Raw genomic sequence first — 26,609 nt, 5'->3', positions numbered from 1 at the left:
TAGCCCGAGGGGGTATTTTATCTTTGCCCTCAAGGATAAAGTTACAAGTCTCGCGGGGTAGCATTGCCAGAGGCAGAGAAGGGGATGCTCATGGGAGAGGAGAGAGCCCTTCAAACCGGCGAGACCCTTGACCTCGGAATCGAGTTCGAGACGACCGAAGAGGTCAAGGTCCCCGAGAGACTCATAGATCAGGTCATAGGTCAGGATCACGCCGTCGAGGTTATCAAAACGGCAGCCGGGCAGAGGAGGCACGTCCTCCTGATAGGTGAACCCGGAACTGGAAAGTCCATGCTGGGCCAGGCGATGGCCGAGCTACTCCCAACAGAGAACCTCGAGGACATACTCGTCTTTCCAAACCCAGAGGACGAGAACATGCCCAAGATCAAGACCGTCCCGGCATGCCAGGGAAGGCGGATAGTGCAGAAGTACCGCGAAAAGGCCAAGAGCCAGGAGAACATAAAGTCCTACCTCCTGCTCGCGATAGTCTTCATGGTCATGATGGCCGTTATGATGCAGTACTCGACCCAGAACTTCCTCATGGGGCTCTTCGTCATCATTCTCACCATAATGGTTCTCTCAAACATGAGGATGAGAACGAGTGTCCTCGTGCCCAAGCTCCTCGTCGACAACTGCGGAAGGACAAAGGCCCCGTTCATAGACGCGACAGGAGCTCATGCGGGTGCACTGCTCGGCGACGTGAGACACGACCCGTTCCAGTGCTTTAGCGGAAACGAGAGCGTTGTTATCAGAGAAAACGGCAAGATAAAGGCTGTAAAGCTCAAGAATTTCGTTGAGAATGCTCTGAAGAACCCGTCAGGCGAGGGGACGGATGGGGACGTCAGGGTAGTCTACCACGACTTCAGGAATGAGAACGTTGAAGTCCTCACCAGAGAAGGCTTCACAAAGCTCCTCTACGCCAACAAGAGGGTTGGAAAGCAGAGGCTGAGGAGGATAGTCAACCTTGAGAAGGACTACTGGCTTGCCCTAACTCCAGACCACAGGGTCTACACCCCCAGCGGACTCAAAGAAGTCGGGGAGCTCACAGAAAGGGACGAGCTCATCAGCGTTCCTGTTGTGGTGCTCGACGAGTTCGGGATAGCCGGAACCTACGGCGAGGAGGACAAGCTGAGGGACTACTTCCGCTGGATGGAGCACCGCGAGAGGACAGGCCACGGCTACAAGAGGGCCTCGAAGGAGCTCGGAATAAAGGCGAGCACCCTCCGCTGGTGGGAGAAAGGGGCAAAGCCAAAATCCCTCAAGATGGCGGAGAAGCTCAAAGGACTTGACCTTCTGCCCCTAAGAAGCGACGACGAAAGGCTTGAGAAGGTTGCCCTCCTTGTGGGAGCACTCTTCAGCGACGGTAACATCGACAGAAACCTCAACACGTTGAGCTTCATCTCAAGCGAAAAGGAAGCCGTTGAAAGGTTCGTTGATACCCTTAGGGAGCTCTTTGGCGAATTCGACTACGAAATCAAGGAGAACCGGGAGGCAAAGGGCAGGAGCGTTCTCTTCAGGACTTGGGACAGAAGGGTTATAAGGTTCTTCGTGGCCCTCGGTGCTCCGGTCGGCAACAAAACAAGGGTCAGGCTTGAACTCCCGTGGTGGGTCAAGCTCAAGCCATCGCTGTTCTTGGCCTTCTTCGACGGCTTCTACAGCGGCGACGGCAGCGTTCCGAGGTTTGCCCGCTACAAGGAGGGCATAAAGTTCAACGGAACGCTTGAAGTTGCTCAGCTCGCGGAGGAGCTCGAGGACAAGCTGCCGTTCTTTGAGGAGCTCGCGTGGCACCTCGGCCTCTTTGGAATAGACGCCAAGGTCAGGGTTGATGAAGCAAGGGGCAAACACAAGGTCAGGCTCATCCTGTCGCAGTCCATAGACAACGTTCTGACGTTCCTTGAACTCGTCCCGATAAGCCTCTCCCCCGCGAAGAGGGAGAAGTTCATCGCCGAAGTTGAAAAGTACCTGAACGAAGCGGGCGATTCGAGACACGCCGACAGGCTCGACGAGCTCAGGAAATGGTTCGAGCGCGTGAAGAAGAGCGAGAAGAGGACCTTCGTCGAGACGTGGGAGGAAGTGGAGGTAACCTACAACCTGACGACGGAGAGGGGCAACTTAGTAGCCAACGGCCTCTTCGTCAAGAACTCCGGAGGCCTCGGAACTCCAGCCCACGAGCGCGTTGAGCCGGGAATGATACACCGCGCCCACAAGGGGGTTCTCTTCATCGACGAGATAGCCACGCTCTCCCTCAAGATGCAGCAGAGCCTTCTCACAGCGATGCAGGAGAAGAAGTTCCCGATTACTGGCCAGAGCGAGCTCTCGAGCGGCGCGATGGTCAGAACCGAACCGGTTCCCTGTGACTTCATTCTCGTTGCGGCCGGAAACCTCGACACGATAGAGAAAATGCACCCCGCACTCCGCTCGAGGATTAGGGGCTACGGTTACGAGGTTTACATGAGAACCACGATGCCCGACACGATAGAGAACAGGAGGAAGCTCGTCCAGTTCGTTGCTCAAGAAGTCAAGCGCGACGGCAAGATTCCGCACTTCACGCGCGATGCCGTTGAGGAGATCGTTCGCGAGGCCCAGAGGAGAGGGGGCAGAAAGGGCCACCTGACGCTTCGCCTTCGTGATCTGGGTGGTATCGTAAGGGCCGCTGGAGACATAGCGGTCAAGAAGGGCAAGAAGTACGTGGAGAGGGAAGACGTCCTTGAGGCCATGAAGATGGCAAAGCCCCTCGAGAAGCAGCTCGCGGACTGGTACATAGAGAACAAGAAGGAGTACCAGGTCATAAAAACGGAAGGCGGCGAGATAGGAAGGGTAAACGGTCTGGCCGTCATCGGGGAACAGAGCGGTATTGTCCTGCCGATTGAGGCCGTCGTTGCCCCCGCCGCGAGCAAGGAGGAAGGAAAGATAATCGTCACAGGAAAGCTCGGCGAGATAGCGAAGGAGGCAGTCCAGAACGTCTCGGCCATAATCAAGCGCTACAAGGGAGAAGACATCAGCCGCTATGATATTCACGTCCAGTTCCTTCAGACGTACGAGGGTGTCGAGGGGGACTCGGCGAGCATAAGCGTTGCAACAGCCGTAATCTCGGCCCTCGAGGAGATCCCCATCAGGCAGGATGTTGCCATGACCGGCTCGCTTAGCGTCCGCGGCGAGGTTCTGCCGATAGGCGGCGCAACCCCCAAGATAGAGGCGGCGATCGAGGCGGGAATTAAGACGGTCATCATACCAAAGGCCAACGAGAAGGACGTGTTCCTCAGTCCGGATAAAGCTTCCAAGATACGGATAATCCCCGTTGAGACCATTGACGAGGTACTTGAGATAGCACTGGAAGACTCGGAGAAAAAGAAAGAACTGCTGAGCAGGATAAGGGACACGCTGCCCCTCCGCAAAACCTGAGCGTTTCTTTTTTATTGGCGTCTTCGGTATTTACATTTTGGTGAGTAATATCACCATAAAACACCATTGCATTGAAATAATAACATGGTAATTTTGTAACATTGTGTGACATCCGAACCCCAATTTAGGCGGACATTCGAATTACGAACATTCCATTAGGAACCATAACCGATAGCCTCGTCACAAAATGTTGAAAATTTTCCGAAAATCTTATAACCCCTAAGGGGATATGGAAACCGTACACACCGGAGGTGTTAGGATGCCAAGGAAAGTTAAAATAGACTCCATTGACCTTAAGATCGTTCATCTTCTCTCCGAAAACGCAAGGATGACCTACAAAGAGCTTGCCGAGGCAATCGGGACAACACGGCAGAGGATTTCCAGGAGAATGGACAAACTCGAGAGGGCGGGGATAATACGCAAGTACACCATACTGCCGGATTATGAAACCCTCGGGTACTCCTACATAATCCTCGGGATAACCCTCAAACCCGGAGCAAAAACAGACGCCATAGTCCAGAGCCTCAAAGAGAAGGAGTACGTTAAGATAATCCAGAAGGCCCTCGGCACCCACAACCTCGTCGTCCACGTGATAGCCCCCAAGGACATGAGGGAGATCCAGTCGATTATAGAGTCCATCACGAGCGACATAGAGGACATCGATCACGTGGACATAACCTTCATAACCGAGACCTGCAAGTTTCAGACTTTCTAACTCCGATTCTTTTTTAATTCTCGCCAATAGTCGAGGGAAAGAGTAATAAATGAGCCCCCACGATATGACACAGAAAACAACGTAAAATCAGGGGGCCAGAGACATGCACGATCCATCCTTCACAACCGGCGTCATGGGCCTCACCGTGCTATTCCTAGGCTTGATCTCGTACAGGACCAAGGCACTCGATCTCAGCGGAACGCTGGCCTCGGTTGTAATAGGCCTTATCGTGATCCTCCTGGGCAACGTCTACACCCTTCTGGCCCTTCTCGTGTTTCTGGTCTCCGGGATCGCGGCGACTAAGTATCGCTTTGGCGAGAAAGTTAGAAAGGGCTTCTCCTCCATAGAGGAGAAAACGCGGAGCGTTGGAAACGTCCTCGGAAACGGGCTGGCCGTTGTGGTGTTCCTGATCATAGAGGCGATCACAAAGCAGGATGTTTTCTGGGCCGCGACGTTCTCGGCCATAGCAACGGTCAACGGTGACACCCTCGCCAGCGAACTCGGAAAGATCTACGGAAAGAGGCCGAGGCTTATAACGAACCTGAAGCCCGTGAAGCCCGGCACGAACGGGGGCGTTTCCCTGGCGGGCGAACTCTTCGCACTTCTCGGCGTTCTGGTTATCATTCCCTTCGCGCTGCCCCTCACGAGACACGACCTCACCATGACCCTCGCTATTCTGAGTGGGGGCTTCATTGGAATAAACGCTGACAGCTTCATCGGGGCCACCCTCGAGAACAGGGGTTTTGTCAACAACAACGGCACCAATTTCCTGGCCTCTCTGATCGGTGGTTTGGTGGGGGCGCTCGTCTTCTATGTAATGGGCGGATGATGACTACGGCGGATTCCCGAGCTGTGAGGAGGACCTTAGGGTCTGACGCCAAAAAAAGAAAAGAATCACTCCTTCTTCTCCCCCCTAAGGAACTCTTCGTAGATCTCCCAGAGAGACACCAGCGCCGCTGGAATACCGTGCTCCGTGGCAAAGGTCATGTACGGGGCGAGATCGACGACGTAGTCGGCGAAGCGGAAGAGTCCCTTCGGAATGCCCTCCCTTGAGCCTATAAACACGACGACCTCCTTGGCGTAGTGAATGTCCTTTGCGAGCTTCTCCTTGACCTCGGCGAGCGTCGGCCCCTTGGGGTCCGTTATAATCAACAGCCTCTTCTTGCGCCTCTTATCCCTGACAACCTGGTAGAGATCCCACACCGTAACTGGAACCTTCTCGACCTTCCAGGGGTAGGCATCCCTCTGAATCTGATAGCGGCTCTCCTGTCCGACCTTCACTCCCCTGATGAACTCCATGAGCTCATAGGCGTCCATCTTTTCCTTCGGTGCGATGATCAGCTCTTTGACCTCGAAGGCCTGGGCGGCCCTTCCTATCTTCTCGCCGAACAGCCTGCAGGCCTTGTAATCACCCCAGTAGGGCATCTGGACAAGTGTAACCTTGGAGAAGAGCTTTCTCGCGTCTATCTTGTCTGGGGTGTACTTCCTGAACTCCTCCCCAGGAATCACGGAGATGTACGCCTTATCCCCGATTATCTCCACCTGAACGACCTTATCCGGCCAGCTCAGATTGACGTCGGCGTTGGTGAGCTCCTTGATTTTAGCACCCAGAACCCTGTTGACGTCCATACTTGAAAAGTCGTGTTTTCCACGCCTTTTGGTCTTCACGGCGTAGGTTTCGTTCTCACCTATGAAACCCGCCAGCTTTTCCGCACTCTCAGCTATTCTCTCAAGCTCTGCCTCCGTCTCGACTATGACCGGAATCACCCTCTCCACCTCTGGAATCTGGAGTATTTTCTCCATTGCGCCTTCATCGGAGCTCTCCACTATCACGAGGCCTGAATAGCCCATCGGCGATGCCCAGACGTTTGCCCCGGGCAGCAACTCGGAGATGTAGTTGGCGGCCACACTCTCCATGCCCCTCTGCGTTTTGACTATGAACTTCCTACCGGCACTCATTCCTAACACCAATCATCGCTCTATCGCTGGGTTTATAGACCTTTGGAGGCATGAAATCTTTTTATAGAGGGAACCCAATATGATCCGGAGGTGGTTGGGGTGAAGGTTTACATTGCCGAGAACGTCAGGGGCATTTACGCCTTCGACGAGAGCGGGAAGCTCATCGCGAGCAAACCCTTCAGCGGGAAGCCGGAGGTAAGCCTCGACAGGCTTTTGAAGGGCGAACCGAGCGACGAGCTTTTAGTTCTCCTCGACGAGCTGGGCGGAGAGGGCTACGAAGAGTTCATCGTTGAGGACACCGAGCTGAGCAGGAAGCTCAAGGAGCTCGGCTACAACGCCACCGCCGAGTTCCCTAACTTGGCAGGAGAAAAGCTCCGCTCAAGCCCGGAGGAGTTCCTCGGCGAGAACTGGTTCGACGAGTACTACACCGTCGGCGTCGCTCTGACGAGGCTCCGCATACAGGAGCAGAGCGGTGCGCGCGACAAGATGATTATACAGGCAATCGAAGCTCTGGACGACATCGACAAGGTCATTAACCTGCTCGTTTCACGCCTTAGGGAGTGGTACGGCCTTCACTTCCCCGAGCTGGACGAAATTCTGCCCAAGCACCCTCAGTATGTAGCATTTGTCAAGGAAATCGGCCCGAGGGAGAACGTGAGCAGGGAGAAGCTTGAAAAGCTCGGCTTCTCCGAGGGCAAGGTTGAGAAGATTCTCAAGGCGGCCGAGAAGTCCATGGGAGCACCGCTCGGCAAGTTCGACAGCGAAATCATAAGGAAGCTCGCCAGCGAGATTTCCGACCTCTACAAGCTGAGGGAGCAGATTGAGGACTACCTTGAGACCGCTGTTGGCGAAGTTGCTCCGAACCTGAAGGCCCTCGTCGGTGCGAAGCTCGCCGCTCGCCTGATGAGCCTCGCTGGAGGTCTTAAGGAGCTTGCCATGATGCCGGCATCGACGATACAGGTTCTTGGCGCTGAAAAGGCCCTCTTCAGGCACTTAAGAACCGGTGCCAAGCCACCCAAGCACGGCGTAATCTTCCAGTACCCTGCAATAAACCGCTCGCCCTGGTGGCAGAGGGGTAAGATTGCGAGGGCTTTGGCCGGAAAGCTGGCCATAGCGGCGAGGGTTGACTACTTCTCAGGCGAATACATCGGCGAGGAGCTCAAGAAGGAGCTCGAGCAGAGAATCAAGGAAATCAAGGAGAAGTACCCGAACCCGCCCAAGAGGAAGGCCAAGCCCGAGAAGAAGAAAAAGAAGAAGTTCAAGGGCAAGGACAAGAAGGGCAAGAAGCACGAGAAGGGCAGGAAGGAGAAGAAGGGTAAGGGCAAGCCCGATAAGAGGGGTAAGAAGAAAAAGAAGGGCAAGAGGTGAGGTAGATGAAGGTTAAGAAGCACAGGTTCCCGGGCGTTTACATCGTCATCGATGACGACGGGAGCGAGAAGATTGCAACCAAGAACCTCGTTCCCGGCCAGAGGGTTTACGGGGAGAGAGTCATCAAGTTCGAGGGCGAGGAGTACAGGATTTGGAACCCGAGCCGTTCAAAGTTGGGTGCAGCTATCCTCAACGGCCTCAAGAACTTCCCGATTAAGCCCGGCTCAACGGTGCTCTACCTCGGAATAGCGAGCGGAACAACCGCTTCCCACGTCAGCGACATCGTCGGCTGGGAGGGCAAGATATTCGGCGTCGAGTTCTCGCCGAGGGTTCTGAGGGAGCTCGTTCCGATAGTCGAGGAGAGGAGGAACATCGTTCCTATACTCGGCGATGCAACGAAGCCCGAAGGCTACCGCGCGCTGGTTCCGAAGGTTGACGTCATCTTCGAGGACGTCGCCCAGCCGACGCAGGCGAAAATCCTCATCGACAACGCAAAGGTCTTCCTCAAGAGCGGCGGCTACGGCATGATTTCGGTCAAGAGCAGGAGCATCGACGTCACCAAGGAGCCTGAGGAGGTCTTCAAGGAGGTTGAGAGGGAGCTTTCCGAGTACTTCGAGGTCGTCGAGAGGCTTAGTTTGGAGCCCTACGAGAAGGACCACGCGCTGTTCGTGGTCAGGAAGCCCTGAGCTTTCCTCGTCGATTGCCTAAACTCTTTTTCACTTTTACCGAAAGGCTTTTATAAGGCCCCCTTTAATCTTAGGCGAAGTTACGTTCAAGCGTTTGTGGGTGATGCCCATGAGGAAACTTCTGAAGCCGAAGAGGGAAGTGGGCATCGTCGGCTACGGTGCCTACGTTCCGATGTATAGAATCAAGGCCGAGGAGATAGGAAGGGTCTGGGGCGTTTCGAGCTTTCCAATAGAGGAAAAGGCCGTTCCAGGTCTCGACGAGGACGCGCTCACCATAGGACTTGAGGCAGCGAGAAACGCGCTCAAGAGGGCCGGAATTGACCCCAAGCTCATAAGGGCGGTCTGGTTTGGCAGTGAGAGCAAGCCCTACGCGGTTAAGCCCACAGGAACGGTCATAGCCGAGGCAATCGGAGCAACGCCTGACGTCAGCACCGCCGACTTCGAGTTCGCCTGTAAGGCCGGAACCGAAGCTTTGCAAACAGCTATCGGCTTCGTTGGCTCCGAGATGGCCGACTACGCGATGGCAATCGGAGCGGACACTGCCCAGGGAAGGCCCGGCGACCACCTCGAGTTCACTGCCGGAGCGGGCGGAGCTGCCTTCATAGTTGGGCCGAAGAGCTCCGAAACGGTTGCCTACTTCGAGGGAAGCTACTCCTACGTTACCGATACTCCGGACTTCTGGAGGCGCCAGCACGAGCACTACCCGAGGCACGGAAACCGCTTTACCGGTGAGCCGGCCTACTTCCACCACATAATCAACGCGGCAAAAACGCTGATGGAGGAGCTTGGCCTTACAGTCAACGACTTCGACTACGCGGTCTTCCACCAGCCCAACGTCAAGTTCCCGCTCACCGCTGCCAAAATCCTTGGAATCCCGAAGGAGAAGGTTCTTCCCGGCCTGCTGACCGGCAAGATTGGAAACACCTACAGCGGTGCGACGATGGTCGGCGTTTCAGCGGTTCTCGACATAGCCAAGCCCGGCGACAGGATTCTGTGGGTCTCCTTTGGTTCCGGAGCCGGAAGCGACGCCTTCAGCATCGTCGTTCAGGACGCCATAGAGGAGAAGAGGGACCTCGCGCCGAAGGTTAGGGACTACGTCGAGAGGAAGAAGTACATAGACTACGCCCTCTACGCCAAAGCCAGGAGGAAGTTCATACTGTGAGGTGGTGGAGATGAGGAAGGCAGTCATAATCGGAGCGGGCATGACGCCCGTTGGCGAGCACTGGAAGCTCTCACTTAGGGATTTGGCCGTTGAGGCCCTCCTCAAGGCGATGGAAGATGCCGGCGTCGATAAGGTTGACTCCCTCTACGTCGGCAACATGGTTTCGGGTCCCTTCGTCGAGCAGGAGAACCTCGGCGCGCTCATAGCTGACTGGGCCGGTCTCGGGAACATTCCCGCGGTTAAAATTGAGGCAGCGTGCGCCTCCGGAGGTGCCGCCGTTCAGGAGGGCGTTAAGGCCGTTCTCAGCGGATTGGAGGATGTTGTCGCCGTCGTCGGCGTCGAGAAGATGACAGATGCATGGCCGAGCGACGCGACGCGCTACTTGGCTTACGCGGCAGACGCCGAGTGGGAGCTCTTCCACGGGGCCAGCTTCGTGGCGCTCAATGCACTCATCATGAGGCACTACATGAAGACCTACGGCTACACCGAGGAGGATTTGGCCCTCTTCGCCGTCAACGCCCACGCCAACGGCGCCAAGAACCCCTACGCGATGTTCAAGAGGCCCATCAAGGTCGAGACTGTTTTAAAGAGCCCCTACATAGCCGACCCGCTCAAGCTCTTCGACGCCTCGCCGGTCTGCGACGGAGCAGCGGCAGTGATAATAACCACCCCCGAGAAGGCCGAGGAGCTCGGCGTTCCGAAGGAGAAGTGGGTTGAAGTTGCTGGAATGGCGCGCGCCATAGACACAATAAACCTCGCCAACAGGGAAGATTTGCTCACCCTCAAGGCGGCGAAGATAGCAGCAGAGAAAGCCTACAAGATGGCGGGAGTTGAGCCTAAGGACATCGACTTCTTCGAGGTTCACGACGCCTTCACGGTCATGGCCGCGCTGAGTCTTGAGGCTCTCGGCGTCGCGAAGAAGGGTGAGGGAGCGAAGCTCGCCAGAGAGGGCCAGATAGCGATTGACGCGGATTATCCGATACAGACGATGGGAGGACTCAAAGCTCGCGGTCATCCCGTTGGAGCTACCGGCGTCTACCAGACTCTCGAGGCGGTTCTCCAGCTCCGCGGTGAGGCGCCGAACCAGGTTCCCGACGCCGAGGTCGGCCTGACCCAGAACATCGGTGGAACTGGTTCGAACATAACCGTTAGCATCTTCAGGAGGGTGTGAAGATGGCCCGTCCGATGCAGGTTTCCCGCTACTGGAGGCACTTCCGCGAGAAGTACAGGCTCATAGGGGGCAAATGCGAGAACGGCCACGTCTTCTTCCCCCACAGGGGAGTTTGCCCCGTCTGCGGTTCGAAGAACGTCGAGGAGTACGAGTTCAGCGGAAGGGGCAAGGTGCTCACCTGGACGATAGTGAGGAACCCGCCGAGCGGGTTCGAGTATTACAAGCCCTATCCCTTGGCCCTGGTTCAGCTCGAGGAAGGGCCCGTCGTTCTGGCCCAGCTGACGGACGTTGACCCGGAGGAAATCCACGAGGGCATGGAAGTTGAGGTCGTGACCAGAAAGGTCAGGGAGTTTGAGGAGGACGGCATAATTCTCTACGCCTACAAGTTCAGGCCCGTTTTGAAGTGATGGAAATTTTTATCTATTTTTCTTTCCAATTCTCGTTTGGGTGATGACATGGCCATAGAGGTTAAAGTCCCGATTAACGGGGAGGAACTGAGGAGACTCCTTGAGGGAAGGGAGAAGAAAAAGAACTGGGATAAACTCTTCGGGATAGCCAAAGGGCTTCCGGAGTTTAAGGAAGAAGACCGGGTGGACGTGAGGATATGATAGTTATCCCCGACACTTCTGCCCTCGTGGAACTTATTAGGGGCACCGAGAAGGGAAAAGCTGTTCTCAAGATTCTCAACGAATCAGAGCTGGTGATTATCCCAACGCTCGTTTTGGCGGAGCTTAGTAGTTTCTTGGAGAGAAACGGGGTTGATTTAAGTGTAGTGGGGATGATAGCGGATATGGGTCTGGTAGTTCCGTTGGATAGAGAAGTCGCTATAAAGGCGGGAAAACTGCACGCAAAAATCCGCAGGAGGAACAAAAACAAGCACGTTTCACTTGCAGACTGCATTATTGCAGAAACCGCCAAGAGATACGGGGCGCTTGTGGTTACAACCGACCACCATTTTCGGCTCTTGGGAGATGCAATAATAATTGAAAGCTAAGCCCTCTCAATCCTCATCCTGTCCCCGCTCTCGAACTCAAGCTCGAGCTTCCCTTTCTCCATCCTGACCTTCACTCCGTCAACCACGGCCTCTATCTTTCCGTCCTTCGCTTCGACGCCGAGCATCTCGGCCACTTCCTCGACGCTCTTCAGCCTTCCGCTCATCGTCGTCTCGAGGGTCTCGCTCCCCTCTATCGTGACCTTGAGCTTTCCCTTTCCTTCCCTTATGAAGCTCTCCTCTTTCATTTCCTTCACCCTATCAGGGTTCGCCGGCTGAATGCACGGCATTGCAACCACCAATAAAACTACTTCTCGTCCGCGCTTATCACCTTTTCGGCAGGCTTAACCATCCTAACCCAGATGCCATGCTTTCCAACTTCCCTGAAACCGTACTCCTCGTAAAACCTCTTTGCCCGCTCGTTCTTCTCGCCGACCCAGAGCTCGATTTTCTTTCCCTTCAGGTACTCGAGGCACTTCTCCATGAGCTTCCGCCCGATTCCGTGCCCCTGATACTTCCTGTCCACGGCGAACTCATGTATGGCCCCAACCGTTTTCCCCTCGTACTTGCTGTACCAGTCGTCGTCGCAGACGATGAAGCCGACTATCTCGTCGCCGATTTTGGCAACGAAAAAGCCGTCTTTAGCTTTGCTCCAGCACCACCTAAGATAACGCTTCGCGTAGCTCTCGCCCTCCCCGCCGTACTCGCGCATTCCCTCGTAGGCGTTCATGTAAATCTCTATCAGCCTCTCCAGCGTTTCCTGGTCGAGCTTTTGGAGTTTCTCTATCTTCACTTCCGTCATCATCCATACCCTCATCGTCGGGTTTAAAAAGCCTGACTCCGAGCTTTGAGCGGTAGAGAAGGTGGTAGCTATGAGCAAGGCCAAGCCGCGCTACTGCGAGATTTGTGGTGCGCCCATTAGAGGCCCGGGGCACAGGATAAGGCTCGAAGGTGCCGAGGTCCTCGTCTGCGACCGCTGTTACGAGAAGTACGGCCGAAAGAAGTCCGGCTTCAGCATAATGCCCACCGGAAGAGAGCCGAGGAGAAGGCCCGTCTCAGCTCCGAGGCCGAAGAGGGAGCCGAAGCCCTACCGCGAGAGACCGCTCTACACCGAAGAAATCGTCGAGGACTTCGCCGAGAGGGTTTACAAAGCTATACAGAGAAGCGGTAAAAGCTACGAGGAGCTGTCCCACGAGATTGGGCTTTCGGTGAACGATTTGAGAGCCATAGCGCACGGTTACCGCGAACCCACCATCAAGGAAGCCAAAAAGCTTGAACGCTACTTCAAGATTACGCTCATCGAGCGCGTCGAGGAGGAGTTCAAGGAAAAGAAGACGATTCCGAAGGACTACGAGCCGACCCTCGGCGACATCGCCAACATCAGGATACGGAAGAGGAAGAAGTGAAGTTTAAATTCCTTTAGTTCTATTTACTTTGGTGGTTTCAGTGGGCGAGATAGTTGTGAAGGTACCCTCTGGAATGGAGCGCCTCATTGAACGGAAGATAAAAATTATACTTGAGCGGGAGATGGGGAAAGGGCTGAGCAGAGCTGTTCTTTTCAAGTACCTTGGCAAGTTCAAGGGGGATGTCAATGAAGAAGACTGGTACCTCCAGTGAGCTTATCTTTTTGGACTCCTCCGTTTTAATCGAGGGACTAAAAGGTAATCCTCCGCCGTTTCGCTCTTTGAAGAGATTCTCAACTCCAATTTGGTCCCAGTAATCAACGACATAGTTTTCAGTGAGTTCATTTTCCACTACATCGCCCTCAAAACTGGAGTTTCCCCGTTTACCATCAAAAAGCGGGGCGAGATAGGAAACGTAATCCTCACCGAGGAACCAAAGGACTTCCTTGACCAGTTTCACGTTCTTCCTACAGACGATGAGGTTCTTGAGGTATCTTATGGGCTCATGAGAAAGCACAACCTGCTCCCGAATGACGCAATAATCCTCGCCACTTGTCTTGTCTTTGAAGTGAGAAACCTTGGAACGCTGGACAGCGACCTTAAACAGGCTGGGGAGAAAGAAGGACTAAACGCCCTTCCCTAAACCTCCTCGAACTCCCACTCTTCCTTCTCTCTCCTCTTCTCGGCCTTCCGCCGGGCTTCTTCGGCCTTCGTCCTCTTCGGGGGGTGGAAGCCGCGGAGCTTCTCAAAGCTTCCCCAGAGGCGCATTAACTCCTCCCATACCTCAGTGTCCGGTGGAATCACGAGCACGTGGGCCGGTGGGTGAATGTCCATCAGCCTTCCTATGGCCTTCCTCGGCGGAAGGTCAATCTGAGCCACGACGTGGGCTTTAAAGCGCTTTCTTGGTTTTTCGCCACTTATCTTTTCGAAGGCCCAGTCCGAGAGGGCCGGCGGGATTATCCTCGGGTCACCGCGAATCCTCATGCCCCCGTATCTCACGAGGTCGGCCAAAGCCACGCTCGCCTTCTGAAAGTTGTCGGTTCTAACCAAGACAATCGTGTTTCGCATGTTCTCACCAGAGAATGGGCGGTTCGGATGCTTATAAACCTGATCGAAAGCAAAGCTTTAAGTAGCGGAAAGCGTAAACATTCCGTCAAAACGTTAAGGGGGGAAACCCATGGACCCACTCAGTGGTTTCTTAGGTTCACTTCTCTGGTGGCTGTTCTTCCTGTACATCCTGATGTGGCCCCAGCTCCAGTACAGGCAGCTCCAGATAATGAGGGCCAAACTGCTGGCCAAGATAGCGAAGAAGAGGAACTCAACGGTAATAACGATGATCCACAGGCAGGAGAGCATCGGATTCTTTGGAATCCCCGTGTACAAGTTCATAAGCGTTGAGGACAGCGAGGAAATACTCAGGGCCATACGGGCGGCGCCGAAGGATAAACCGATAGACCTCATCATCCACACCCCAGGAGGGTTGGTTTTAGCGGCAACTCAGATCGCACGGGCCCTCAAGGAGCACCCGGCGGAGACGAGGGTGATAGTGCCTCACTACGCCATGAGCGGGGGGACGCTTATAGCCCTCGCGGCCGACAGGATAATAATGGATCCCAACGCAGTTCTCGGACCAGTTGATCCGCAGCTTGGTCAGTACCCGGCCCCGAGCATCGTAAAGGCAGTGGAACAGAAGGGAGCCGAGAAAGTGGACGACCAGACACTGATTCTGGCAGACGTGGCCAAGAAGGCGATAAAGCAGGTTCAGGACTTCGTGTTCTACCTGCTGAAGGACAGATACGGCGAGGAGAAAGCCAGGCAGCTGGCCCAGATACTCACGGAGGGAAGGTGGACCCACGATTACCCGATTACGGTCGATCACGCCAAGGAACTGGGACTTCATGTCGAGACGGACGTTCCAGAGGAGATCTACGCGCTGATGGAGCTTTACAAGCAACCGGTAAGGCAGAGGGGCACTGTGGAGTTCATGCCCTATCCCGTAAAGCAGGAAGGGGTCAAATGAACCCCTTACCTTTTTTAGTTACCGAAAGTTTTAAAAACTTCGTGTTTTTAAAAATCCCGGAGCCTTTTTAAAAGACCGAAATGAGAAAGGAGGGGTGATGACATGTATCTGAAGAAGAGGCACCTTGAGATACTCAGGGAAATGAAGAAGACCGAGAGCCAGGCCGAGATTGAGGCCAAACTGCCGGAGGAGTTCCAGATAAGGGCAATCGAGCTTTACATTCTCGGGTTTGCCGAGCTTGAGGGCGGAAAGATTAAGCTCACCGATGCCGGAAGGAAGCTCCTCGAGATAAGCGACTCCCTGAACCTCGACGAGCTTCCGGAGGTCATAGCCGATACCGAGATAATGAAGATGCATGAGCTCCTCGATGAGACCGGAAAGGTCCCCGAGAGCTGGCTCGAGAAGCTGAAGGAGAGAAAGCTCGCCGATGAGAACGGCCTCACCGAGTTCGGAAAGGCGCTCCTCGAGCTCTACCGCGAGACCCACCCCGTCGTTTACCTGACCCCGGAGATAGTTTCGTTCCTCAGGGGAATGCCGAAAATCGGAACCCTCGATGAACTTGTAACCTACAAGAACTCAAAGCTCTACGGCGACAACATCGTGAACGCCCTCCAGGCGATGCGCCTGCTCCTGATTTCACCGCCGACCGAGAAGGGAAGGGCCTTCGCAACCACTCCCGCGGCGAAGCTCGCCCTCAAAGCCGTCAGCATGATTCCGGTATTTGCGAGGGCGATAGTCCTCAGGAAGGAGGACTTCGAGGCCCTGAAGGCCGGAAGGAGCAACGCCGAGCTTGAGAGCATGGGACTCACCGACGAGAAGGGCACAACTGAGTTCGGAAAGGCCGTGATGGAGACCTACGAGGCGATGGGCAGGGTTGAGGAGAAGGTTCTCCCGATTTACCTGCTCGACGACGGACTTGCGGTCCTCAAGGCCATCAGGGAGATTGAGAAGAAGTACGAGACCAACCCCGACATCTTGCCAACGGAGAAGGAAATTGCCAGGCGCGTTGAGGTCGAGGACCTTGGAGCTATCTTGCACCTCCTTGAGAGCAAGGAGCTGGTCGAGAGGAAGCTCGTCAAGAACAAGGACACCTACTGGCTCACCGAGTGGGGTAAAGAGGCCATAAACTTCGGAACCGTCAGTCCCGATGCCATGAAGGCGGTAACCTATGCCGAGAGCGGCGACGTGCCCATAGCCGAGTGGGTCATCAAGGCCCAGGAGGAGGGAGTCGTCAAGGTCGGCGTCACCGACAAGGGCAGGTTCTACCTCAAGCTCAGTCGCTCGATTAAGAGGAAGCCGTTCCTCACCAGATACGACGCGGCGATACTCGCCAAGACCCCGAGGAAGAAGTACATCCACAGGGATGAGCTGGTTGAGCTGGTCAAGGACTACGTTGGCGGAGACGAGAAGGAAATCATCAGGGCAATCGGCGAGGCGGAAGCGAAGGGCTTCGTCGTCGAGCTCCAGAACGGTATGGTCAAACTGACCGAACTCGGAGATAAAGTTAAGACCGCCCTCGAGAACGCCAAGCTCCAGGAGATAGTCAAGGTCAAGTTCAGCGTCACGCCGACCCTCTACAACGTGCTCAGGGTAATCTACGAGAACCTTGAGACCTTCAACAGAATCTGGAAGGAGAAGAGCGAGATCAAGGGCTACAAGATGGAGGAAGTGGACGTCATCAGGAAGCACCTCAGCCTCAGCGACGACGAAATAAAGAAGGCCCTAACGATGCTCCGCCAGCTCGGCTTCCTCGGAAGCAAGAGCCTGACGGAGGCAGGAAAGGTCCTCGTTGAGGCCTACCTTTGAACTTTTTCTTCTTCGATGTTCCCTTTTGAGCATAAAGCTTTAAAAAGCGACCGCCTCCATTTATAAAGGGGTTTTTAAACCCACCGGCTGGAGGTGCTGGCCTTGGTCGATATAAGTAACGTAAAGCTCAGAATTGAGAACATAGTCGCTTCTGTTGATCTCTTCGCGGAGCTGAACCTCGAGAAGGTTATTGAGATATGCCCCAACTCGAAGTACAACCCGGAGGAGTTCCCCGGCATAATCTGCCGCTTCGAGGATCCCAAGGTTGCACTGCTGATATTCAGCTCCGGGAAGCTCGTTGTCACCGGTGCTAAAAGCGTTGAGGACATCGAGAGGGCCGTTAAAAAGCTCACCGAGATGCTGAAGACCAAGGTGGGAACGAAGTTCACTAGACCGCCCCAGATAGACATCCAGAACATGGTCTTCAGCGGCGACATCGGCATGGAGTTCAACCTCGACGCGGTAGCTTTAAGCCTGCCAAACTGTGAGTACGAGCCAGAGCAGTTCCCCGGTGTCATATACCGTGCCAAAGACCCGAAGGCTGTTATACTGCTCTTCTCCTCAGGTAAGATCGTCTGCTCGGGCGCAAAGAGCGAGAAAGACGCCTGGGAAGCGGTCAAGAAGCTCCTCCGTGAGCTCGAAAAGTACGGCCTTATCGGGGAGGAAGAGGAGGAGTGGTAACTCCTCTAACCTTTTGAGCAGCTTATTCCCGTTATTCCCTCAATCAGAAGGGCCTCCCGGTAGAGGGTTTTATCGTCCAGCGCCTCCAGAACGAGTACCCCTTTTCTGGGGACGTAAATCCTGTTTCCAACGGCCCCATCGAGGGGACCCCTGAGGATTATCAGCAGGTGCCTTTCGTTTCCGATTTTTCCCCTGCCTATCGCCAGCTTGAGCGAAAACGTAAGCCAGTTTCCCGAGCTAACCCGTCTGGAGACCTGCTCAAGGGCAAACCTCCTCGCCTCCGAGTCGTTGTAGCCCATCTCCCTGGCCGTTTCGTAGTAGTAAGAGCCCATGAGCTTGCCAGCCAGACACGAAACCTCCACCGCCGCGAGCGTTCTGAACTGACACCTCCCTGTCCTGTCGCAGTAGTCCTTCGTGTCCCCGCTGCCGAGGATTATCGTGACCCGATCGTAGTGATGGTAAAGGGTCGCGTTAACGAGGGCGAGGGGATCGCCGGGGAGATATGCCTCAACGCTTACCCCCTCGTTCTCGATCAGGACCTTTGAGGGAAAATCCGAGCGAAAAAGGGACGTATAGGAGGAATACCAGGAGTTGAGAACGAGTGCACCGATGAGAATGACTGCAAAAAAGAAAGTCGCCAGGAGGTATCTTCTGGCCATCTCCACCACCAAAAAGGAAAGGGTCACGAAAGGCCCGCTATGTACTGCATGAGTATCGTCGCTGCTTTTCTCGTGGCCTTTGGTGTCGAGCCGGCCACTATTATAACTCCCCTGCCCTTGAGGAGGTCGCAGTGCGGGATGTATCCGAGGACCGGGTATTCGCCGAACCAGACCCTGAAGTCGACGGGCAGGTGGTAGTGGCCGAAGATCATCGAGGTGAGCAGGTTGGCCCTGTTGGATCCCACGAGGATGTAGTTCGAGGTCGGGTTCACAAAGTTAACCTCGGTATCGAGGATCGTTATCGGCTGGGTCGGGGTCTTCAGGACGATGTTCTTGACGCCCTCAACGCCGGAGATAACGTAGTCCGTGCCCGGGATCCTGTCCCCGACCGAGAGGACCAGCTCGTGGATCTTCGGATGGTTCTCCAGTATCGTGATGGTCGCCTTGGCGACGACGAAGCTGGTGTCCGTTATTTTGCCATCGCGGTTGATGTCGAAGTCCACATCCTTCTCGTTCAGGGACCTCATGTCAAAGGAGTACTTGATCGTGTATATCCCCAGAACGTCGAGGGGATTGCCTATGAGCTCGTCCTCGTTGGTCATGCTGATCCTCTTGATGTACTTGCCGTCGGAATCAACGCTCATTATCCATCTCTGATCGTTGTACTCCACGTATGTTCCGCTCGAGTACGTCTTTATGTTACCGTAGCCGCTTATCTGGGCGATCTTGCCGAGGATGAGGTTCTCGGAGAGCGCCTCAAGCTTGAGCTGGAGCTCAACGGTGTCGCCCGAGACGACCACGTTCTTGGGCTCGCCGAGCTTTAGAACAACGGGTCCGTAGAGTTCGCCGGTTTTGGTGTCCTTAACGGTCACTATGGCCTTCTCCTGGAGCGGATCGGCACCTATGAGCGTGATCTCCCACCTGCTGTTTCCGAGGAGTTTGCTCTCGTTCTGGGCGAACCAGCCGGTGCCGAGCACTTCACCGGCGGTGAAGCTGCCCCTTCCGATGGAGAAGACGTGGTACTTGGTTCCGAGGAGGGTGAACTCGTCCCCGGCCCCAACGCCCGGGCTTATGACACCGACGATCGTTCCGTTGTCGAGCTCAACGTCGATTGAGTTGCCTATTCTACTCTCGTTCACCACCACTGTCTTCTCAGGAACTCCCCACTCGGGGTAGGCCTCCCTCACAACCTTGATTTTCTTCACGGTGTAGTTGTAGAGGGTGTAATCGACGGAAACGACTATCCTCCTCGAGGGTATCTCGATATCCGCCTGCTTTGGCGGGGCGATTCCCTTCCAGTCGGCCGGGTCGATGGGAAGGAGTGAGAGCTCGTTGATCTCTATATCCCAGCCGTAGAGGTAGTCACCGTTGACCGCATCGCTGTCCTTGACCTTGAACTGGGCCGAGAAGGAACTTGCCCAGGTTGAGTAGTTGGCGGTGTATGAGGCCCCGTTGAACCAGTAGTCGGCGGGAAGCTCATCGTAGGACTTCGACCAGTTCACGAGGCCGCTGTTGTAGGGCAGACCGTGATCGACGGTCATGGTCTGGTAATCGTAGCGGTATATAACCTGCTCGAGGGCGACGTCGGTTTCACCGGCCTTCCTCAATTTGACGGCTATGTTCTTGGCCTCTTCCTCCTTGTAGAGGATGCTCCCGAGTGCTGCAGCTATGTCGGCGGCGCTGGCAACGTCCTCCGCCTTGGAATAGCTCCCAACGACTATCTTCACGTTCGGTGTTCCGTCGGGCTTAACGAAGAAGCTCCTCGGGACGTTGCTGATGTCCTTGAGGCCGGTGGGTACGATGTAGTTGGAACCGGCCGACGCACCGCCGATCGAGAGGAGGAACATAACCCCCAGGAGGAGGGCAAAGGCCTTGGTGACGTTTTTTCGGAGTAGTTTCATCAGCATACCCCCTTATTCTCCTGCGTCATCTCCTACCTTCTCCTTCAACCTCATATACTTTTCGACTCCCTCAAACAAGCTTGAAGGAAAAAGTGTCCCTCTCGTAGGCCCTCTGAAGATCCTCTCCCATGAGTACCGAGTTGACGAAGGAGCCGAGGTCGCTGAGGGCGTTCTGGAGCTCGGGGGCGGTAACGTCAAGGAGCTCCGGCTCGACGATGCTCAGCGAGGAGAGCCTGTACCTGAAGGCAACTGCGAAGAGCGACTCGAAGGGGGAAACCACCTCAAGCCTGAACTCACTTTCACCGTCGAGTCCCCGAACTTCGATGTCGTTGACGCCGCAACCCTCGATGAGGAAAAGCCTCAAGAGCGTATCCCGGTCGATTTCCTCGGGCAGGCGAAGGGAAAGCCTGTAGAGTATTCCCCTTCCCTGGTAGACAGCCTCCCAGAGCTCTTCCTCGTCAAAGCCCACCGGGGGAACGGGGATCTCCTTAAGGTTCAGTGGAGGGAGCACAAAGGCGTTTCCACCGATGAGGTCTCCAACCTTCTTCGAGAGCCTGAGCAGAAGCGAGGAGAGGTAATCAGCCTGGAGCTCAAGCCTGCCCGGCCGGAGGATCTCCACGAGGGTCGGGCCGTACTCCGCAACCACCCCGATCAGGTCATCCAGTTCACCCTCGACCCTCGCCTCAAGGAGGGCCGAGAAGCGGAGGGGATCCAGCTCGGGATCCTCGATGACCTCTCCAGCATCGAGCCGCTTCACCTTCAACCCGGACTCCTCAAGTCCGCGGGAGGTTCTTCTAACTCTGTCCTCAACCGCGAGCCTCGTTCGCCCGAGGGCCTCGAAGTAGAGGATGGCCTCAAGCATCACCACCACATCCCCGGATAGCGCCTCTTCCTGTAGGTGCCGACTATCGGGATTCTCTCACCGCAGTACTTACACCTTCCGTCCTCGGTGATATTGTACTCGGTGATCTCGAAGCCGTAGCGGACGATTAAAGGCCTTCCACAACGCGGACAGTAGGTGTGCTCACCCGGGTGTCCCGGCACGTTGCCGATGTAGACGAACTTCAGGCCCTCTTCCTTGGCAACGCGGTAGGCCATCTCTATCGTTTCGAGAGGTGTCGGTGGAAGGTGGAGGAGCTTGTAGTGCGGGAAGAAGCGCGAGAAGTGCACCGGCGTGTCGTCGCCAAGCTCGCTGACAACCCAGCGGACGAAGGCCCGTATTTCCTCCTCCTTGTCGTTGAGCGTCGGGATTATGAGATACGTTAACTCGACGTGGATTCCAAAGTCTTTCTTCGCTATAACCGCCGTCCTCCTGCTCGGCTCACCGCTCGGAACTCCGGCTATCTTCATGTAGAACTCGTCGCTGAAGGCTTTGATGTCGATGTTCATCGCGTCGATGTAGGGCGCGAGCTCTCTAAAAGGCTCCTCGTTGATGTAGCCGTTGGTTATGAGGAGGTTGTAAATTCCTTCCTTCTTCGCAAGTTTAGCAGTGTCAAGGACGAACTCGTACCAGATTACCGGCTCGTTGTAGGTGTAGGCTATGCTCTCACAGCCGTAGCGCTTCGCTATGGCAACGACCATCTCTGGACTCATGTCGTGGAGGTAGGGGAAGCTCTCGTCGGCTTGGCTTATCTCCCAGTTCTGGCAGTGCTTGCAGTGCATGTTGCAGCCGACCGTGCTTATCGAGAGCGCGCACGAGCCGGGCCAGAAGTGGAAGAGCGGTTTCTTCTCCACCGGATCGGCTCCTATCGCCGAAACCTTGCCGTAGTTGAGCGTGTAAAGTTTTCCACCGATGTTTTTCCTAATCTTACAGGAACCCCTCTTGCCCTCGTTTATGATGCAGTTAAGGGGACAGAGCTTACAGCGAACCTTACCCCCCTCTAAGGGCTCCCAGTAAAGGGCCTCCTTCATGGCTCTCACCCAGAAGAAGTCAGTTCACCCACGTTTAAGCTTTTGGTATTCCTCATAGAACTCCCGGAGCGTTAAAAACCTCGCACCGTTATCGAGGTGGAACTCAATCAGCTTCCTGAGCTTTTCAAGAGCACCTTCCCCGGTCCCAAACCAGCAGTCGGGCCTCAAGCGCTTGGGCATCCTCACGAACTCCCAGGGGTGGAAGATGTAGACGACCGGACTCTCAAACTTCCTGTGAAACCTCTCCTGCATCCTCCACGGGAGGCGCGTGACTATGGAGGTCGTCGTGGCGGGAACTTCGAGAACGCCGTTGATTTCGGTTACGCCCTCTCGCCAGCCCTTGTGGCGGGCCTTGGTCGAGTCAACCCTAAAGCCGAGCTCGGCCAGGATGCGGTAGTAGCTATTCGGAAACTGGAAGTTGGGAGCTCGAAAAGAGACCGGCTCGGAAAAGCGGGAGAGAATCTGCCTCGCCTCCATTAATCTCCGCCTCGCTTCCTCAAAGGGAAGCCGGTCAAAGCGTTCGTGCTCAAGACCGTGACAGCCGAGTTCATGCTTTTTTCCAGCGCGCTCCGCCAGCTCCGGGAACTCCTCCGCGATCCTGCCGGTGAAGAGAAAAGTCCCCCTGATCTTGAACTCCTCGAGGAGATCCATCACCCTCGGCAAACCTTCTTCCATGCCCCTCCTGGTTTCCGCAAAGGGGGGACAGTCCTGCTCAACGTCGAAGGTCAGCATTACGAGTTCAGCCATTCTCCGCCACCTCGTTGAGGACGTCGCGGTAGAGGGCCTCGATCTTCCCGACGACAACGTTCCAGTCGTAGACCTTCTCCACCCGTCTCTTTCCGAGGCGCCCGAAGCGTTTCTCGATGTTCTGGTTGCCCAGGATGAGGTTTATCGCCTCTGCAAGCTTCTTCGCGTTTCCAGGGGGCACTATGATGCCGCATCCATCGATTATCTCGGGAATCCCCCCCACACTGGTCCCTATGACCGGCGTCCCGCTGGCCATCGCCTCAAGCAGGACTATCCCGAAGGCCTCGCTCAGGCTCGGGAGCACGAAAACGTCGCTCGCGCGGTAGTAGAGGGGAAGCTCTGAGTACTCCACCCTGCCGAGGAAGCGTACCTTTTTGGATATGCCGAGGAGCCTTGCGCGTTCCTTGAGGAGGGGGAGCATGCTTCCCTGGCCGGCAATCAGAAGGGTTCCGTCAACGTGCCTCATTGCGTTGATCAGAGTGCTGACCCCCTTTCTCGGCTCGATTCTGCCGACGTAGAGGATTACCCTCTCGCCGAGGCCCAGCCTTTCCTTGGCCTCCTCCTTGGAGAGGGGAATATCGAAAAAATCCACGTTGACGCCGTTCTGGATGACCTCGATCGGGACGCGGGTGAAGCGCCTTATGAAGTCCTTGGAGGCCCTGCTGACGGCGATTATCCTGTGGGGGTTGCCGAGGTAGTAGCGAAAGTAGGGGAACGTTATCCTCGCTAATGCCCTGATCGCGGAGGAGTTCTCGTAGTTTATGCTGTGCGTTGTCAGCAGCGTAGCCTTGCCCGCCTTCCTGCCGGCGGAGACGGCTTTGAGGGCCAGGGGAGTAAAGGCGTGCTGCCCGTGAACGACGTCGTAGTCCTGCACGTAAGGGATGAGGCGGGAGGCGTTTCTGGAGAAGACAGTCATGTTGATTCCAACGCTCCCGAAGGTGTAACCGGGAACCTTAACTAACCCGATGCCGTTGTCCCTCAGCTCGGCCTCCTTACCGGTTACGCGGTCGTTCGTGATTATATCAACCTCGTGACCCCTCTTGCGGAGGTAGAGGGCGAGATCGTGCATGTGAACGGCAACGCCGCCGAGCTTGGGAAAGTACCAGTCGCTCACCAGCGCGATTTTAAGGCTCTCCATATCTCAGACCCTCCGGAAAGGAGGAGGACCCCCATTCCAACCACTGTACTCAGGACGTACGATATGAACCTCTCCAGCAGGGTTATTGAAACCGCGAAGAGCTGGGGAATTCCGAAGTGTATCATCGCACCTATCAAACCGCCCTCCATGATGCCGACTCCACCAGGTGTAAAGGACATCAGGCCAAGGAGCATGTTCACAACGGAAACGGCGACGAGAAGGCCCCAGGGGAGGGAAAGCCCGAAGGCCATCGTTATCAGCTTGAACCTTATGACATCGAGCACCCACACGGCCGTGCTCAGGGCCACACCGCCACCCGTCACGAGAACGGACTTCCTCAGCTTTGAGAGCTCGGCCATTCCGGCGTCGTCTATCTGGGTCTTGGTGATCCTGAGGAACAGCCCAACGACGAGGTCCCACCTGAACCACATCGCCCCGGCCGCGAGGAGGAGCAGGACAAGGAGGGGCAGCTTTGAGGGAACCACGTAAACCCCGGCGAGGAGCATGAGGAAGAGAAAGGGAATGGCCTCGAGGAGCCTCTCGTAAACGACGCTTGCGACAGAAACTCCAAGGGGCAGGTTGGCCTTCTTTGAGACCCACGTTATGCGGAGAACCTCACCGCCGCTCCTGCTCGTGGGCGTGACGTTGTTCACGAAGATCGAGGCTATGAAGATCTTGAAGAGGTCGAGCAGGGGGAGCTTTTTTCCAATCCTGTCGAGGATGAGCTTCCACCTCACGGTGTATAGGAAGACGCTCACGTAGTAGGTGCCTATCGCGAGGAGAAGGTAGTGGAGGGGGACGTGACGGAGAACCCCAAGGTATTTCGCGCCGCTCTGGACAAAGTTTTCAAGCACCATCCAAGCTCCCCCGTTAACTTCTTTTCTCCTCGCAAAGGTAAAAAGGTGTCGCCGTTATAAAGCTTTTTTCAATCCCCATCGAAACGGAGCCGGTACTTCTCTATGGTCATGCTTAGGGCATCCTCAAGGTCCACACCGTAATGGTTGGCTATGCAGGCGAGGGCGAAGAGAACGTCGCCTATCTCCTCAACGAGGTTTTCCCTCGAACCCCTCCCCTTGACCCCCTCAATGGCCAGCATGGCCTCCGCCAACTCGCCCGTTTCCTCAAGTAGGGCCGCCAGCATCTCAAAGGGCTTCCAGTAGCCTCCCAAAGCCCGTATGAGCTCGTCAACTTCACCCTGGAGCTTCAAGTTTCACCACCCAGCAGCTCGGCCGACAGCTTCTCAAGGTAACGCTCGAGTGCTTCCCTGTTCGTCCTGTAAAAGCGCAGTTTGCCCTCCTTCCTCTCGTGGAGAAGACCGAACCGCTTCAGCGTTCTCAGGTGATGGCTTATGAGGGTCTGATCCTGGCCGAGGGCCTTTGAGATCAGGCAGACACAGAGCCACCTGTTGCTGAGCATTTTGAGGATCGACGCCCTGATGGGGTTAGCTATGATCTTGGAGAACTCAACCACGTCCCTCGGGAGTTCGGTGGGTATCTCCTCCTCGGGATCGATGAGGTCGCACCGCTCAACACAGCTCTCAACGCTCTTCCTCTGCCTGTCCGACAGCATGTTTATCAGATCCTTAACCTTCATCCCGACCACCGATACTAACTCGCCTTCAGCTATATAAAATTTTCATCTGAAATCCGGTTAAGTGCTCCCACCCGAGCCTGGGCATAACTCTCTTGCCCGAGTCATCGACGAGGTAAACGCCCCTTCCGGCGGTGACGCGGCCTATGATGGAGAAACTGAAGTCCAGGCTATCAACGAGCTCAGGCGGAACCGTGAAGACCAGCTCGAACTCCTCCCCGCTCGCAAGGGCAACATCAACCGGATTGAGGCCCAAAAGTCCGGCGACCTCTTCAACGCCCTCACCCAGCGGAATACTCTCGGGCCTAACCTCCACTCCAACTCCGCTCATCTCCGCGAGGAGGTAAAGCTCCTTCGCGAGGCCATCGCTGACGTCTATGGCAGAGCTGGCCACCTTCGAGAGGGCCATTCCCTCCTCGACCCTCGCCTTTGGTTCCAAAAACTTCTCGTAGAGGGCTTTTCTAACTGCGTCGCTCACCTCGAGTCCGTTCTTCCAGACGAGGTATCCCGCCAAAGCCCTCCCCAGGTCGCCGGTAACGCAGACCAGCTCACCCGGCTTGGCCCCAGAACGGGTTAGCAAACGCTCCGCAAGCCCCAGTGCTATACCGTCTATGATGAGGTCGTCTGCCTCGTTGGTGTCTGCACTCAGAACGGGAAGACCGTAGAAGTCGAGGGCTTCTCCAATCCCCCTAGCAATCCCCTCAAGGTAGTCCGAACTCAAATCCCCCGGAATCCCGAGCGAGAAGAGAAAGCCTATTGGCCTCGCTCCCATCGAAGCTATATCGCTCACGTTCATCGTTACTGCCTTGAATCCGACCTGTTCGGGAGTCATTATATCGGGCACGTCCGTTTTCCTGACGAGCATATCGTTGGTCGCGACGAGCCATCTATCGCCGAGTCTCAGAGCCCCTGCATCGTCCCCGAGGGGCAGGTCGCCCTGTCGTTTGAGGTGCCTGAGGAAGAGCTCGATGATTTCGGATTCCCTCATTCGAACTCACCCGGCTTTAAGATTTTGAAGCAGTGGTTGTGTCAAGTAGAATCCTCATACCTCACTTCCCTCACGGCCCTGATTACGTCTTCCCTCGTGATTTCAAGGGTCTTTGCGAGTTCCTCACCCTCTTTAAAAACGTCCTCAACGCTCAGCTTCTTCATCACGATGTAGCCGTTTTTCTCCATCACGACGAGATAGTCCCCGTTCCGTATCCCAAGGGCATCACGGATTTCCTTGGGTATGACGACCTGCCCCTTGGTGGATACTTTCACCACCTCCACTCCCATCACCGTAGGAATTTCCCACTTTCT

At 55.6% G+C, this 26,609-nt stretch carries 31 protein-coding genes; 16 read left to right on the top strand and 15 right to left on the bottom strand.

Annotated features, from left to right (window positions below):
- Positions 1-84: 84 nt before the first annotated feature.
- The 3 genes from lonB (at position 85) to TAM4_RS10420 (ending at position 4,943) form a co-directional block, all read left to right on the top strand.
- A complete protein-coding gene (lonB, locus tag TAM4_RS10430; RefSeq protein ID WP_014123193.1) occupies positions 85-3,399 on the top strand; it encodes an ATP-dependent protease LonB in 3,315 nt (1,104 codons plus the stop codon).
- Between the two features lie 259 nt (positions 3,400-3,658).
- A complete protein-coding gene (locus TAM4_RS10425; RefSeq protein ID WP_014123192.1) occupies positions 3,659-4,114 on the top strand; it encodes an Lrp/AsnC family transcriptional regulator in 456 nt (151 codons plus the stop codon).
- A gap of 103 nt (positions 4,115-4,217) precedes the next feature.
- Positions 4,218-4,943 (top strand): DUF92 domain-containing protein, encoded by a 726-nt coding sequence (locus TAM4_RS10420; protein WP_014123191.1) that lies wholly within the window; start codon positions 4,218-4,220, stop codon positions 4,941-4,943.
- 65 nt (positions 4,944-5,008) lie between these two features.
- On the opposite strand, the gene TAM4_RS10415 is transcribed toward TAM4_RS10420, so the two are convergent.
- Positions 5,009-6,073, bottom strand: coding sequence for an SPOUT family RNA methylase (locus TAM4_RS10415; protein ID WP_014123190.1), 1,065 nt, complete (start codon positions 6,071-6,073; stop codon positions 5,009-5,011).
- Positions 6,074-6,172: 99 nt separating this feature from the next.
- Between TAM4_RS10415 and TAM4_RS10410 the strand changes: the two genes are divergently transcribed.
- The 7 genes from TAM4_RS10410 to TAM4_RS10385 all read left to right on the top strand — a co-directional run bounded on the left by TAM4_RS10410 (position 6,173) and on the right by TAM4_RS10385 (position 11,454).
- Positions 6,173-7,441, top strand: coding sequence for an rRNA biogenesis protein Nop5/Nop56 (locus TAM4_RS10410; protein WP_014123189.1), 1,269 nt, complete (start codon positions 6,173-6,175; stop codon positions 7,439-7,441).
- Positions 7,442-7,446: 5 nt separating this feature from the next.
- Positions 7,447-8,127, top strand: coding sequence for a fibrillarin-like rRNA/tRNA 2'-O-methyltransferase (locus tag TAM4_RS10405; RefSeq protein WP_014123188.1), 681 nt, complete (start codon positions 7,447-7,449; stop codon positions 8,125-8,127).
- A gap of 109 nt (positions 8,128-8,236) precedes the next feature.
- Positions 8,237-9,289 carry a hydroxymethylglutaryl-CoA synthase gene (locus tag TAM4_RS10400; protein WP_014123187.1) on the top strand — a complete coding sequence of 351 codons (1,053 nt, stop codon included), beginning with the start codon at positions 8,237-8,239 and terminating at the stop codon, positions 9,287-9,289.
- Positions 9,290-9,299: 10 nt separating this feature from the next.
- Complete coding sequence (locus TAM4_RS10395; protein WP_014123186.1) at positions 9,300-10,460, top strand: thiolase domain-containing protein; 1,161 nt, start codon at positions 9,300-9,302, stop codon at positions 10,458-10,460.
- Positions 10,461-10,462: 2 nt separating this feature from the next.
- Positions 10,463-10,867 (top strand): Zn-ribbon domain-containing OB-fold protein, encoded by a 405-nt coding sequence (locus tag TAM4_RS10390; protein WP_014123185.1) that lies wholly within the window; start codon positions 10,463-10,465, stop codon positions 10,865-10,867.
- A 48-nt stretch (positions 10,868-10,915) separates the two neighbouring features.
- Positions 10,916-11,068, top strand: a complete 153-nt coding sequence (locus TAM4_RS11765) for a hypothetical protein (RefSeq protein ID WP_014123184.1) — start codon at positions 10,916-10,918, stop codon at positions 11,066-11,068.
- A complete protein-coding gene (locus TAM4_RS10385) occupies positions 11,065-11,454 on the top strand; it encodes a PIN domain-containing protein (RefSeq protein WP_014123183.1) in 390 nt (129 codons plus the stop codon). Before TAM4_RS11765 ends, TAM4_RS10385 begins: the two co-directional genes overlap by 4 nt.
- Here TAM4_RS10385 and TAM4_RS10380 read toward each other — a convergent pair.
- Together TAM4_RS10380 and TAM4_RS10375 are read right to left on the bottom strand one after the other, a co-directional pair.
- On the bottom strand, positions 11,451-11,741 hold the full coding sequence (locus tag TAM4_RS10380; protein WP_014123182.1) for a hypothetical protein: 291 nt from the start codon (positions 11,739-11,741) through the stop codon (positions 11,451-11,453). The genes TAM4_RS10385 and TAM4_RS10380 overlap by 4 nt on opposite strands.
- A gap of 17 nt (positions 11,742-11,758) precedes the next feature.
- Positions 11,759-12,256, bottom strand: coding sequence for a GNAT family N-acetyltransferase (locus TAM4_RS10375; protein WP_014123181.1), 498 nt, complete (start codon positions 12,254-12,256; stop codon positions 11,759-11,761).
- Between the two features lie 67 nt (positions 12,257-12,323).
- Here TAM4_RS10375 and TAM4_RS10370 point away from each other — a divergent pair, with 67 nt between their 5' ends.
- The 3 genes from TAM4_RS10370 to TAM4_RS10365 all read left to right on the top strand — a co-directional run bounded on the left by TAM4_RS10370 (position 12,324) and on the right by TAM4_RS10365 (position 13,497).
- Complete coding sequence (locus TAM4_RS10370; RefSeq protein ID WP_014123180.1) at positions 12,324-12,857, top strand: multiprotein bridging factor aMBF1; 534 nt, start codon at positions 12,324-12,326, stop codon at positions 12,855-12,857.
- A gap of 40 nt (positions 12,858-12,897) precedes the next feature.
- Positions 12,898-13,068: a hypothetical protein gene (locus tag TAM4_RS11845; protein WP_014123179.1), complete on the top strand. Its 171-nt coding sequence runs from the start codon at positions 12,898-12,900 to the stop codon at positions 13,066-13,068.
- Positions 13,069-13,158: 90 nt separating this feature from the next.
- Positions 13,159-13,497 (top strand): type II toxin-antitoxin system VapC family toxin, encoded by a 339-nt coding sequence (locus tag TAM4_RS10365; protein ID WP_014123178.1) that lies wholly within the window; start codon positions 13,159-13,161, stop codon positions 13,495-13,497.
- Here TAM4_RS10365 and TAM4_RS10360 read toward each other — a convergent pair.
- Positions 13,494-13,922, bottom strand: coding sequence for a DUF356 domain-containing protein (locus TAM4_RS10360; RefSeq protein ID WP_014123177.1), 429 nt, complete (start codon positions 13,920-13,922; stop codon positions 13,494-13,496). The genes TAM4_RS10365 and TAM4_RS10360 overlap by 4 nt on opposite strands.
- Before the next feature lie 109 nt (positions 13,923-14,031).
- Here TAM4_RS10360 and TAM4_RS10355 point away from each other — a divergent pair, with 109 nt between their 5' ends.
- The 3 genes from TAM4_RS10355 (at position 14,032) to TAM4_RS10345 (ending at position 17,361) form a co-directional block, all read left to right on the top strand.
- A complete protein-coding gene (locus TAM4_RS10355; protein ID WP_014123176.1) occupies positions 14,032-14,874 on the top strand; it encodes an ATP-dependent Clp protease proteolytic subunit in 843 nt (280 codons plus the stop codon).
- Between the two features lie 102 nt (positions 14,875-14,976).
- Positions 14,977-16,680, top strand: a complete 1,704-nt coding sequence (locus tag TAM4_RS10350) for a DUF505 family protein (RefSeq protein WP_014123175.1) — start codon at positions 14,977-14,979, stop codon at positions 16,678-16,680.
- A 102-nt stretch (positions 16,681-16,782) separates the two neighbouring features.
- Positions 16,783-17,361: a TATA-box-binding protein gene (locus tag TAM4_RS10345; RefSeq protein ID WP_014123174.1), complete on the top strand. Its 579-nt coding sequence runs from the start codon at positions 16,783-16,785 to the stop codon at positions 17,359-17,361.
- 5 nt (positions 17,362-17,366) lie between these two features.
- On the opposite strand, the gene TAM4_RS10340 is transcribed toward TAM4_RS10345, so the two are convergent.
- From TAM4_RS10340 to TAM4_RS10290, 11 genes are all read right to left on the bottom strand, one after another.
- Positions 17,367-18,020 carry a hypothetical protein gene (locus TAM4_RS10340; RefSeq protein ID WP_014123173.1) on the bottom strand — a complete coding sequence of 218 codons (654 nt, stop codon included), beginning with the start codon at positions 18,018-18,020 and terminating at the stop codon, positions 17,367-17,369.
- Positions 18,021-18,043: 23 nt separating this feature from the next.
- A complete protein-coding gene (locus tag TAM4_RS10335) occupies positions 18,044-19,921 on the bottom strand; it encodes an S-layer protein (RefSeq protein ID WP_014123172.1) in 1,878 nt (625 codons plus the stop codon).
- A 70-nt stretch (positions 19,922-19,991) separates the two neighbouring features.
- Positions 19,992-20,783: a hypothetical protein gene (locus TAM4_RS10330; protein ID WP_083820430.1), complete on the bottom strand. Its 792-nt coding sequence runs from the start codon at positions 20,781-20,783 to the stop codon at positions 19,992-19,994.
- Entirely contained in the window at positions 20,783-21,832 is a 1,050-nt protein-coding gene (gene amrS / locus TAM4_RS10325; protein WP_014123170.1) for an AmmeMemoRadiSam system radical SAM enzyme, read from the bottom strand. Before amrS ends, TAM4_RS10330 begins: the two co-directional genes overlap by 1 nt.
- Before the next feature lie 24 nt (positions 21,833-21,856).
- On the bottom strand, positions 21,857-22,579 hold the full coding sequence (locus tag TAM4_RS10320) for a polysaccharide deacetylase family protein (protein ID WP_014123169.1): 723 nt from the start codon (positions 22,577-22,579) through the stop codon (positions 21,857-21,859).
- Positions 22,572-23,717, bottom strand: a complete 1,146-nt coding sequence (locus TAM4_RS10315; RefSeq protein WP_014123168.1) for a glycosyltransferase family 4 protein — start codon at positions 23,715-23,717, stop codon at positions 22,572-22,574. The genes TAM4_RS10320 and TAM4_RS10315 overlap by 8 nt, the downstream gene beginning before the upstream one ends.
- A complete protein-coding gene (locus tag TAM4_RS10310; protein WP_014123167.1) occupies positions 23,690-24,574 on the bottom strand; it encodes a lysylphosphatidylglycerol synthase transmembrane domain-containing protein in 885 nt (294 codons plus the stop codon). Before TAM4_RS10310 ends, TAM4_RS10315 begins: the two co-directional genes overlap by 28 nt.
- 68 nt (positions 24,575-24,642) lie before the next feature.
- The gene (locus TAM4_RS10305) at positions 24,643-24,924 is read right to left on the bottom strand and encodes a MazG nucleotide pyrophosphohydrolase domain-containing protein (RefSeq protein WP_014123166.1); all 282 of its coding nucleotides are present in this window, start codon (positions 24,922-24,924) and stop codon (positions 24,643-24,645) included.
- Positions 24,921-25,310 (bottom strand): helix-turn-helix transcriptional regulator, encoded by a 390-nt coding sequence (locus TAM4_RS10300; protein ID WP_014123165.1) that lies wholly within the window; start codon positions 25,308-25,310, stop codon positions 24,921-24,923. Before TAM4_RS10300 ends, TAM4_RS10305 begins: the two co-directional genes overlap by 4 nt.
- Positions 25,311-25,335: 25 nt before the next feature.
- A complete protein-coding gene (locus TAM4_RS10295) occupies positions 25,336-26,295 on the bottom strand; it encodes a thiamine-phosphate kinase (RefSeq protein WP_014123164.1) in 960 nt (319 codons plus the stop codon).
- A gap of 41 nt (positions 26,296-26,336) precedes the next feature.
- Positions 26,337-26,585, bottom strand: a complete 249-nt coding sequence (locus tag TAM4_RS10290) for an AbrB/MazE/SpoVT family DNA-binding domain-containing protein (protein WP_237702093.1) — start codon at positions 26,583-26,585, stop codon at positions 26,337-26,339.
- Positions 26,586-26,609: the final 24 nt, after the last annotated feature.

The sequence above is a fragment of the Thermococcus sp. AM4 genome, from assembly GCF_000151205.2.
Taxonomy (GTDB): Archaea; Methanobacteriota_B; Thermococci; order Thermococcales; family Thermococcaceae; genus Thermococcus.
Note: the sequence above shows the minus strand (reverse complement) of the source record. Positions and strands in the feature narration are given on the sequence as shown.

What these genes read in the sequence shown, in the direction of transcription:
- TAM4_RS10385 (WP_014123183.1), top strand. Translation starts at nt 11,065, where the DNA reads ATGATAGTTATCCCCGACACTTCTGCCCTCGTGGAACTTATTAGGGGC.
- TAM4_RS10395 (WP_014123186.1), top strand. Translation starts at nt 9,300, where the DNA reads ATGAGGAAGGCAGTCATAATCGGAGCGGGCATGACGCCCGTTGGCGAG.
- TAM4_RS10425 (WP_014123192.1), top strand. Translation starts at nt 3,659, where the DNA reads ATGCCAAGGAAAGTTAAAATAGACTCCATTGACCTTAAGATCGTTCAT.
- TAM4_RS10295 (WP_014123164.1), bottom strand. Translation starts at nt 26,295, where the DNA reads ATGAGGGAATCCGAAATCATCGAGCTCTTCCTCAGGCACCTCAAACGA.
- TAM4_RS10400 (WP_014123187.1), top strand. Translation starts at nt 8,237, where the DNA reads ATGAGGAAACTTCTGAAGCCGAAGAGGGAAGTGGGCATCGTCGGCTAC.
- TAM4_RS10405 (WP_014123188.1), top strand. Translation starts at nt 7,447, where the DNA reads ATGAAGGTTAAGAAGCACAGGTTCCCGGGCGTTTACATCGTCATCGAT.
- TAM4_RS11765 (WP_014123184.1), top strand. Translation starts at nt 10,916, where the DNA reads ATGGCCATAGAGGTTAAAGTCCCGATTAACGGGGAGGAACTGAGGAGA.
- TAM4_RS10320 (WP_014123169.1), bottom strand. Translation starts at nt 22,579, where the DNA reads ATGGCTGAACTCGTAATGCTGACCTTCGACGTTGAGCAGGACTGTCCC.
- TAM4_RS10350 (WP_014123175.1), top strand. Translation starts at nt 14,977, where the DNA reads ATGTATCTGAAGAAGAGGCACCTTGAGATACTCAGGGAAATGAAGAAG.
- TAM4_RS10370 (WP_014123180.1), top strand. Translation starts at nt 12,324, where the DNA reads ATGAGCAAGGCCAAGCCGCGCTACTGCGAGATTTGTGGTGCGCCCATT.
- TAM4_RS10415 (WP_014123190.1), bottom strand. Translation starts at nt 6,073, where the DNA reads ATGAGTGCCGGTAGGAAGTTCATAGTCAAAACGCAGAGGGGCATGGAG.
- TAM4_RS10310 (WP_014123167.1), bottom strand. Translation starts at nt 24,574, where the DNA reads ATGGTGCTTGAAAACTTTGTCCAGAGCGGCGCGAAATACCTTGGGGTT.
- TAM4_RS10390 (WP_014123185.1), top strand. Translation starts at nt 10,463, where the DNA reads ATGGCCCGTCCGATGCAGGTTTCCCGCTACTGGAGGCACTTCCGCGAG.
- TAM4_RS10420 (WP_014123191.1), top strand. Translation starts at nt 4,218, where the DNA reads ATGCACGATCCATCCTTCACAACCGGCGTCATGGGCCTCACCGTGCTA.
- TAM4_RS10335 (WP_014123172.1), bottom strand. Translation starts at nt 19,921, where the DNA reads ATGAAACTACTCCGAAAAAACGTCACCAAGGCCTTTGCCCTCCTCCTG.
- TAM4_RS10375 (WP_014123181.1), bottom strand. Translation starts at nt 12,256, where the DNA reads ATGATGACGGAAGTGAAGATAGAGAAACTCCAAAAGCTCGACCAGGAA.
- TAM4_RS10360 (WP_014123177.1), bottom strand. Translation starts at nt 13,922, where the DNA reads ATGCGAAACACGATTGTCTTGGTTAGAACCGACAACTTTCAGAAGGCG.
- TAM4_RS10300 (WP_014123165.1), bottom strand. Translation starts at nt 25,310, where the DNA reads ATGAAGGTTAAGGATCTGATAAACATGCTGTCGGACAGGCAGAGGAAG.
- TAM4_RS10340 (WP_014123173.1), bottom strand. Translation starts at nt 18,020, where the DNA reads ATGGCCAGAAGATACCTCCTGGCGACTTTCTTTTTTGCAGTCATTCTC.
- TAM4_RS10315 (WP_014123168.1), bottom strand. Translation starts at nt 23,717, where the DNA reads ATGGAGAGCCTTAAAATCGCGCTGGTGAGCGACTGGTACTTTCCCAAG.
- TAM4_RS10380 (WP_014123182.1), bottom strand. Translation starts at nt 11,741, where the DNA reads ATGCCGTGCATTCAGCCGGCGAACCCTGATAGGGTGAAGGAAATGAAA.
- TAM4_RS10330 (WP_083820430.1), bottom strand. Translation starts at nt 20,783, where the DNA reads ATGCTTGAGGCCATCCTCTACTTCGAGGCCCTCGGGCGAACGAGGCTC.
- lonB (WP_014123193.1), top strand. Translation starts at nt 85, where the DNA reads ATGCTCATGGGAGAGGAGAGAGCCCTTCAAACCGGCGAGACCCTTGAC.
- amrS (WP_014123170.1), bottom strand. Translation starts at nt 21,832, where the DNA reads ATGAAGGAGGCCCTTTACTGGGAGCCCTTAGAGGGGGGTAAGGTTCGC.
- TAM4_RS10290 (WP_237702093.1), bottom strand. Translation starts at nt 26,585, where the DNA reads ATGGGAGTGGAGGTGGTGAAAGTATCCACCAAGGGGCAGGTCGTCATA.
- TAM4_RS10355 (WP_014123176.1), top strand. Translation starts at nt 14,032, where the DNA reads ATGGACCCACTCAGTGGTTTCTTAGGTTCACTTCTCTGGTGGCTGTTC.